This window comes from Paraburkholderia sp. GV068 (genome assembly GCF_003058125.1).
Lineage (GTDB): Bacteria > Pseudomonadota > Gammaproteobacteria > Burkholderiales > Burkholderiaceae > Paraburkholderia > Paraburkholderia graminis.
Genome location: NZ_QBUB01000001.1, coordinates 1,072,298 through 1,079,831, shown reverse-complemented (window position 1 = coordinate 1,079,831; position 7,534 = coordinate 1,072,298). Strand labels below are relative to the sequence as shown.

7 protein-coding genes are annotated in these 7,534 nt (G+C 65.4%); 3 read left to right on the top strand and 4 right to left on the bottom strand.

The features are described from left to right. Positions 1–420 precede the first annotated feature (420 nt). Positions 421–1,716 (bottom strand): virulence factor family protein, encoded by a 1,296-nt coding sequence (locus tag C8K18_RS04850; RefSeq protein WP_107706781.1) that lies wholly within the window; start codon positions 1,714–1,716, stop codon positions 421–423. Then, positions 1,713–4,307: a bifunctional lysylphosphatidylglycerol flippase/synthetase MprF gene (gene mprF / locus C8K18_RS04845; RefSeq protein WP_107706780.1), complete on the bottom strand. Its 2,595-nt coding sequence runs from the start codon at positions 4,305–4,307 to the stop codon at positions 1,713–1,715. The genes C8K18_RS04850 and mprF overlap by 4 nt, the downstream gene beginning before the upstream one ends. Here mprF and C8K18_RS33230 point away from each other — a divergent pair. Beyond that, entirely contained in the window at positions 4,306–4,512 is a 207-nt protein-coding gene (locus C8K18_RS33230) for a hypothetical protein (RefSeq protein WP_006053305.1), read from the top strand. The two genes, mprF and C8K18_RS33230, sit on opposite strands and share 2 nt — an antisense overlap. Before the next feature lie 153 nt (positions 4,513–4,665). After that, positions 4,666–4,815: a hypothetical protein gene (locus C8K18_RS33225; protein ID WP_006053306.1), complete on the top strand. Its 150-nt coding sequence runs from the start codon at positions 4,666–4,668 to the stop codon at positions 4,813–4,815. Between the two features lie 181 nt (positions 4,816–4,996). On the opposite strand, the gene C8K18_RS33220 is transcribed toward C8K18_RS33225, so the two are convergent. Continuing rightward, positions 4,997–5,149 carry a hypothetical protein gene (locus C8K18_RS33220; protein WP_013588207.1) on the bottom strand — a complete coding sequence of 51 codons (153 nt, stop codon included), beginning with the start codon at positions 5,147–5,149 and terminating at the stop codon, positions 4,997–4,999. A 234-nt stretch (positions 5,150–5,383) separates the two neighbouring features. On the opposite strand from C8K18_RS33220, the gene C8K18_RS04835 reads away from it, so the two are divergent. Continuing rightward, positions 5,384–6,781 carry an MFS transporter gene (locus C8K18_RS04835; RefSeq protein ID WP_006053176.1) on the top strand — a complete coding sequence of 466 codons (1,398 nt, stop codon included), beginning with the start codon at positions 5,384–5,386 and terminating at the stop codon, positions 6,779–6,781. Positions 6,782–7,008: 227 nt separating this feature from the next. On the opposite strand, the gene C8K18_RS04830 is transcribed toward C8K18_RS04835, so the two are convergent. Continuing rightward, entirely contained in the window at positions 7,009–7,503 is a 495-nt protein-coding gene (locus C8K18_RS04830) for a DUF421 domain-containing protein (protein ID WP_107706779.1), read from the bottom strand. Positions 7,504–7,534 lie beyond the last annotated feature (31 nt).

Here is a 7,534-nt window from a genome sequence, read left to right as displayed (position 1 = left end):
CGCAGACGCGCCGACAGATGCGGCGCGCGTTCGAGCTCGGTCTCGCGGGCCACGTCGTAGACGCGCGCGGTGAGGGTTTTTTTCAGGTAGTCGTGACGAAGCGCGACATGGTCGACGGCTTCATCGAGCGGTTGTGATTCGCGTGAGGGCAAGGCAAGCTCCTGTGCGGCAAGGACGTGTCATCGAAAGTCGACCAGGAGGCAGGAGCAAGCGGACATAAAAAAACCCGCCTCGTGGGGCGGGTTATGTGTGACTGCTATCAGACGCGCGCTAACCCACCATTCGATGAATGATGCTAATAATCAGCGCAATACGGATGTCGAGGCAGTTCATGCGGACGATCATCGTTGACTGGTCAGGATTTGTCAATGCAAGTGTGCCGCGAGTACGCCGTGCGAAACGAGCGCGCGATCAGCGCACTCAGTCCCGCACGCCGCTCTGCTTCTTGAACGAACTCAGAATGCGCCGCTCGAGCGCGTTGTAATCGCCGCCGAAGTGATGGTCGCCCGACGTGCGAATCACTTCGATGCCGGTCTTCGTCAGCGTCGGACACAGCGTGTCTTCCTCGTTCTGGCCGTAGATGCATTGCACGATCGCGGGCGGCACACGCGCCAGTTCAGGGCGCACTTTCAGCGCCTTGTCGCTCGCGGGCATGCCGAGCCAGCCGCCGACGCGAATCTGGAAATCCGCGTCAGGCGCAAAGCCGAGCAGCGAGATCAGCGACACCTTCGCGCGCAACGCCTCGGGCAAGCGGTTATACGCGAACGGCATCACGTCCGCGCCGAACGAATAGCCGATCAGTGCAATGTGCTCGGCATGCCAGCGCGCGCCGTAGGTTTGCATCACGCGCGCGAGGTCGCGGCTCGTTTGCGCGGGCGGCTTCTCGCTCCAGAAGTAGCGCAGACTGTCGATGCCGATCACCGACACGCCGTCTTTCTGCAACGCCTGGGCGATGGTCTTGTCGAGATCGCGCCAGCCGCCGTCGCCGGAAATGACGACGGCCATCAGGCCGTTCGGATGCGCGGCGGGCAGTTCGATGAGCGGCAGATCGGAGACGTCCTCGTCATGCGTCGACACGGTTTGCAGATGCGGCGCGATCAGCGCGACGAGACGCGCGCGGTCGGCGTTGCCCGCATTGCCTGCGTTGCCCGTCGATGCCTTTTCGACGAAGCCCGGAATCTTGTCGCGAATGATCGTCGAATCGGGCGGGCACGGCTTGAAGCGCGGATCGAGCGTGTGCTCCGCATCCACCACGACAGCCCCGGCGATCGTGTTCGACGGCGCCTGCTCCAGCACCTGCATCGCGAGCGTCGCGCCCTGGCCCGTGCCCGCGACGATCGGCGCGAAGTAATGGTTCGACAGCGACTGCCGCTCGAGTTGATGGCTCAACGCTTCGGCATCGCCGACGAGCTGATGGCAGGCTTCTTTCTTCTGCGCGGGATCGGTCGCGAGCTTCGCGGCATAGCGCGCGGTATCCACGCCGACGGTCAATGCGCCCTGCTTCGCCAGCGCGTCGGCGCTTTGCTGATCGGCCGCGCTCCAGCCGCTCGCCTGCGAGTAAAGCACCACGAAGCCGCGCAGGGGACCGGCCGGCTGCGTGACGGTGACGTTGCCGTAGCGGCCGCCGGAAATGGTGGTCGTCGCCGCGTTCGCGAGCGTGCTGCCCGCCACGAGGCTCGCCACGACGGCGAGCCTGAAAAACGATTGCAAAGTCATGAACGCCGGCCTCCTGCCAGCAATGACAGGTCCGCGAGCGTGAAGACCACGCCCACCGAACCCGACGCCGCGAGATAGCGCGGCTCCCAATGCGGCTGGAACTTGCTCTTGAAAGCGCGCAGTCCGCGGAAGTTATAGAAGCGGCCGCCGAAGCGCCACACGATGCCGGCAAGCCGGTGCCAGCGCGACGCAAGCGGCGTCGGCTGCATGCCCGAGAGCGGCGCGATGCCGAGACTCAGCGAGCGGAAACCGGCCTGCTTCAGATGCAAGGCCAGTTGCGTGAACAGATATTCCATCGCGTACGGCGACGCGCTTTCCACGTGACGCATCACGCCGACGGTCGCCTCGGTGTTCAGGTCGGTCGTCATGAAGGTGACGAACGCGACCGGCTCGCCGTTCTGGCGGACCAGCATCACCGATTGCGCGGCGAGGTATTCGTCGGTGAAAGCGGCGACCGAGAAGCTCTTCTCGCGCGCATCGCGGCTATTGAGCCAGCCGTTGGAAATGCCGCGCAACGTTTCGAGCGACGCCGGCACGTTCGCCTGGTCGATCACTTCGACCGTGAAGCCATCGCGCTCGCCGCGCTTGAGCGCGTAGCGCAGATGCGCGCGGTGCGAGCCCTTGAGATCGAAATCGTCGAGCACGACGTGCGCTTCCTCGCCGAGCTTCATCAGCGAGAGGCCCGCGTCGAGATACAGCGGCAACGCGTTCGCGCGCACCTGGTAGAAGGCCGCGCGTCCGCCGTGCGCATGCGCGAGCGCGACGAACTTGCTGATGAGACCGGCCCACTCCGCGCGCGGACCCACCGGATCGTGCAGCGCGGCCCACGTGCGGCCGTATTTCGCGTACATCAGGAACGCTTGCCGCGACTCCGAGAACAGAAAGCTCTTGTCGCCCATCAGCGCGAGGCCGGCGTCGCTGCGCTCCTGCGCGCGCACGATGCGCGCCGCGTCCTGCAAATCTTCCGGCGCGGGCTTCACGAAGTGGCCCGGCGCGGGACGCAGCAACTGCCAGAACGAGAACGTCGCGGCGAACAGGCTCGCAGCGAGCGTTGCGCGCAGCGCACGCGGCGCGCGTTCGTCGAAGGCGAATTGCCACCACAGGTCACGCGTATAAGGAACGTCGCGGAACGCGAACAGCATGACCCACGTCGCGAGCATCAGCACCATCGCGACCGAGACGAGCCAGCCGGCCGTGAAGCGCTCGGCGAACAGCGACGAATGACGATTGAAGCGCCGGCGCGTCGCGAGCAGCAGCACGATCAGCGTGCACAACACACCGGCTTCGACGAACGCGAGGCCCTTGGTCAGCGACAACGCGAGGCTCAGCACCGCGAGCAGCAAGGTCATCCACCAGGCGGCATCGAGACGCCGCAGCAGCCCGCGCGCGACGAACAGCAGCAGCACGCCGAGCACGCTGCACAGCATCTGCGAGCTTTCGAGCACCCACAGCGGCAGCACGTCGCGCAGAATATGAAGGCGCTGCCAGAACGCGGGCGTCGCACTCGAGATCACCAGCATGCCGCCGACCACGAACGTAACGAGGCTCAGAAACAGCGGCGCGAGTTTCGACGCGGCCGCCGCATGGCGCAGCGGCAGGCGGCCTTTCAGCGCGCGGCCCTCGAAACCCGCGAGCAGCGCAGCCGACACGACGAGCGGCGCGCCGAAGTAGATCGCGCGATAAGCGAGCAGCGCGGCGACCATCTGCTGGGTCGCGACGCTGCCGTTCAGCGTGAACACCATGGCCGCTTCGAACACGCCGACGCCGCCGGGCGTATGGCCGATCAGGCCGAGCAGCATGGCCGCGGCATAGACGGTAATGAAGGTGACGAAGCTCACATGCGCATGCGGCAGCAGCGCCCACAACGCGAGGCCGGCGGCGATCACGTCGACGACCGCAAGGCCGACTTGCTCGAGCAGATCGCGGCGCGCGGGGATATCGAACGAAAGCCATTGCCAGCGCGTGCGGATCGCGCGCGTCTCGGCGCGGCATGCGGCGGTCAGCAGAATCAGCGCGGCGAGCAGCAACGCACCGACCCAGCGGACGGTGCCGGGCGAAAGATGCAGCATCGGTGCAAGCGGGCCGGCGAGGCAGACCATGCCGAACGCCGTCATCAGGACCAGTGCAAGCGCGAGCGAGACGCTCGTGAAGACCGTCATGCGGCCGATCTGCGCGGGCGTGATGCTCGAGGCGCCATACACGCGGGCGCGCACCGCGCCGCCCGTCAACGCGCCGAAGCCGGTGGCATTGCCGAGCGCGGAGCCGGCCGTCGCGCCGATCCATAGCGCCGGGCGCGGCACGCTTGCACCCAGGTAGCGCAAGCCGACTGCATCGCGGCCGACGAGCGCCACGTAGCTGAGCGCGGTAGCGGCCAGCGCGGCGGTCCACTCCGAGGCGGACAAGAGGCGCAGCTCGTGCATCACCGAACGGTAGTCGACGGCCTGCGACAAATGCTGGAGCACACCGAGCAGCAGCGCGCAGATCGCCAGCGCGAGCACGGGCGAGAGCAATCCCCTGATGCCTCGCGCTTTGGATGCGCGGACGAACAGCGCGCCCAGCCGGTCGAATTTATTCTTATATCGATGGAACATGGTCAATGCGGGCCTTGCGTGGAGCTGTCAGCTGTCGCGGCGACGGGCCGTCTGCCGCCAGGTCGCCTTGCGGCGATTACAACTGGATAACGGCAAGCAGATCAAAAGGTTGACACTGCGGGCCTTTGCGCCGGGGTTTAACCTGGGCGGAACCCGCGCCGCGCCGGCCGGCCCGGAAGTCAGGGGGCTGAAGTTTAAACGCTAATCGTGGACGGTCAACGAAGATTCGTCGCGGGTTGACGTGAGCTGTGAGCCACGGCTGGCTAAGCTTTTTGCCGCAAGTGCCGTAATCGCAAGCAATAGCCTCGCGAGATGCGATCCGTTGGTCGCACAAACGGGGCACTTGACGGGAGAAACGATGATGGCCGAACAGGATTGGATGATGGCGGGCTTGTATCTGGCGGCCCTCGCGTCGACCGTGCTGGCGATGAGCGCCTGGTCCGCGCGAGCGGCGAAAATGCGGCGAACGGTTACGCTTATCCGTTTGCCGCGTCGTTCGGGCGAGTAAGCCGCGAGTAAGCCGCGAGTCAGCCGCGAATAAGCCACGGGAAGCGCGCGGCGTTCACAAAGCAAAAGCGGCGCGAAATGCGCCGCTTGTTGCTTGCTGACCCGCGTTCGTTTGACGCGCGACCGTCTTTAACGCGCGACCGTCGACAGCGCCTTTCAGCGCGCCCGGCCGCGTTTGCCGCTTACTGCGGGCGGCGATGCGCTTCAGCGATCACGGCGCAGTTTTGCAGATGCAGATTCAGTGCGTGCAGCGCGAGAGCGCGCAGTTTCGCGAGCCAGTTGCCCTTGGCGGCAACGGTGTTACGGGCGGATGCAGCGTTCGTGGCGGTGTTCATATCGAGGCTCCTGTATAGGGTTTCTACCTAGGGAATAACCCGATTATAGTCCTCTCGTTGCGCAGTGCAACAAAAAATAAAGCTGTTGCGCAAGAATCACAGCGGCGTCGGCAGCGGCTTTCAAGGTCGACGACCACAAAAAGGGCGGCATGCAGGCCCGCGGTATTAACAAACCGCACCGTACAGGTGCAATAATGACCCCTTTGCCTGCGACCGCCCGCCGCAGCTTTGTCCATGACCGCCGCCCGCACCGCCCTGATAGCGCCTCTGATCGTCGCGTGCGCGATGTTCATGGAAAGCGTCGACGCCAACGTGATCGTCACCGCCCTGCCCGCGATGGCGCGCGACTTCGGGCGCGACCCGGTGGCGCTGAAAATCGCGGTCACGAGCTACGTGCTCGGGCTCGGCGTGTTCATCCCCGTTTGCGGCTGGCTCGCCGACCGCTTCGGCGCGCGCACCGTGTTTCGCACGGCAATCGGCATCTTCGTGGCCGGCTCGCTGCTGTGCGCGGCGTCGAATTCGCTGGCCACCTTCACGCTCGCGCGCTTCGTCCAGGGCGTCGGCGGCGCGATGATGGTGCCCGTCGGCCGCATCATCATCTTCCGGGTCGTCCACAAGGTCGACTTCATCCGCGCGATGAATTATCTGAGCGTGCCCGCGATGCTCGGTCCCGCGGCCGGCCCGCTGCTCGGCGGCTTCATCACGACTTATCTGCACTGGCGCCTGATTTTCTTTATCAACGTGCCGATCGGCATCCTCGGCATCTATCTGACGAACAAGCACATCGCCAACACGCGCGAGCCGCATCCCGGCCCGCTCGACTGGATCGGCTTTTTTCTGTCGGCGGCGGGCGCGGTGCTGCTTCTGCTCGGGTTGTCGCTGATCGGTGGCGAATTAATCGCCAATCGCGACGCGTTCGGCATGTGCGGGATCGGCGCGGTGCTGCTGGTGCTTTACGTCGTGTATGCACAGCGCGCGCGGCTGCCGCTGCTCGATTTGCGCTTTTTCAAGGTGCCGACGTTTCAGGCGAGCGTGCTCGGCGGATCGCTGTTTCGCATCGGTCTCGGCGCGCTGCCGTTCCTGCTGCCGCTGATGCTTCAGGAAGGTCACGGCATGAGCGCGTTTCAGTCCGGGCTGATTACCTGCGCGTCGGCATTCGGCGGCATGTTCATGCGCACGGTCGCGTCGCGCGTGCTGCATCGCTATGGTTTTCGCTCGGTGCTGGTGGTCAACGCGGCGCTGTCGGGCGTTTCGATCGCGGCGTGCGGGCTGTTTTTTCCCGGCACGCCGACGTGGATCATCTGGGTCGTGGTGCTGCTCGGCGGCTTCTTTCCCGCGCTGCAATTCACGAGTCTCAATTCGTTGACCTACGCGGAAATCGCGAGCCGCGACGTCGGGCGGGCGACGAGCCTCGGCAGTGTCGTGCAACAGATGTCGCTCGGTCTCGGTGTGACGGTCGGCGGCATCGTTCTGCAGATTTCGCGCTTGATGAACGGCCACGACGCGATCATGTGGTCGGATTTCTGGCCCGCGTTTCTCGTGGTGGGATTGTGCTCGTTCGCGTCGATTCCGGTGACGTTGCGGCTGCCGCGTGGCGCCGGGGAAGAAATCTCGCGCGGTGGGCGCGGCTGACGACGAGCGGATAGCGCGGTCGGCGAGGGCTAGTGGGTTGGCGAGCTGGTGACTTACCTGTCGCGCTGCTGGTCTGCCGCGCTGCTTGTCTGCGGCGCTGCTCGTCTGCCGCGCTACTTGTCTGTCGCGCTGCTCGTCTGTCGCGCTGCTCGTCTGCCACGCTGCTCGTCTGTCGCGCCGCAGGTCTCCCGCGCTGCTCGTCTGCCGCACTGCCCGCCGCGCCGAATTCACTGCTCCTTGCGGATCACGCTCACTTCGCCGTTGCGCTCGAGAATCGCCGCGGCGACCTTGTCGAGCGAGCGGGAGCCGATCTTCTGCCGCACGCTTTCCCGCACATCGTTCGAGGTCATCAGCGCGGCCTGCAGTTGATCCTCGTTGAATGCGCCGTTGCTAAACAGCTCGCGCTCGACGCCGCCGACGAGCCGCTCGATCGCATGCGAGCGCATGCAGATCCACGCAAGCAGGCGATGGCAAACGACGATCACGAGCGATGCCAGCACCGTGGCGACGAACGGCGACGCGCCCACGATCGCGCGGCTCAACGTGGCGCCCAGCAGAATCACCACGACCGAATCGAACGGCGAGCGCTGTCCCAACGAACGCCGTCCGGAGATCCTGATCAGCACGAGTGCGATCAGAAACACGACGACCGCGCGCAGGCTCATCTGCAGCGGGTCGAGATCGCGCCCTTGCCCGAACAGCAGATAAATCGCGTCCATCATTGTTTTGTCCTCCGGGTCCGGCCCGCCTCCG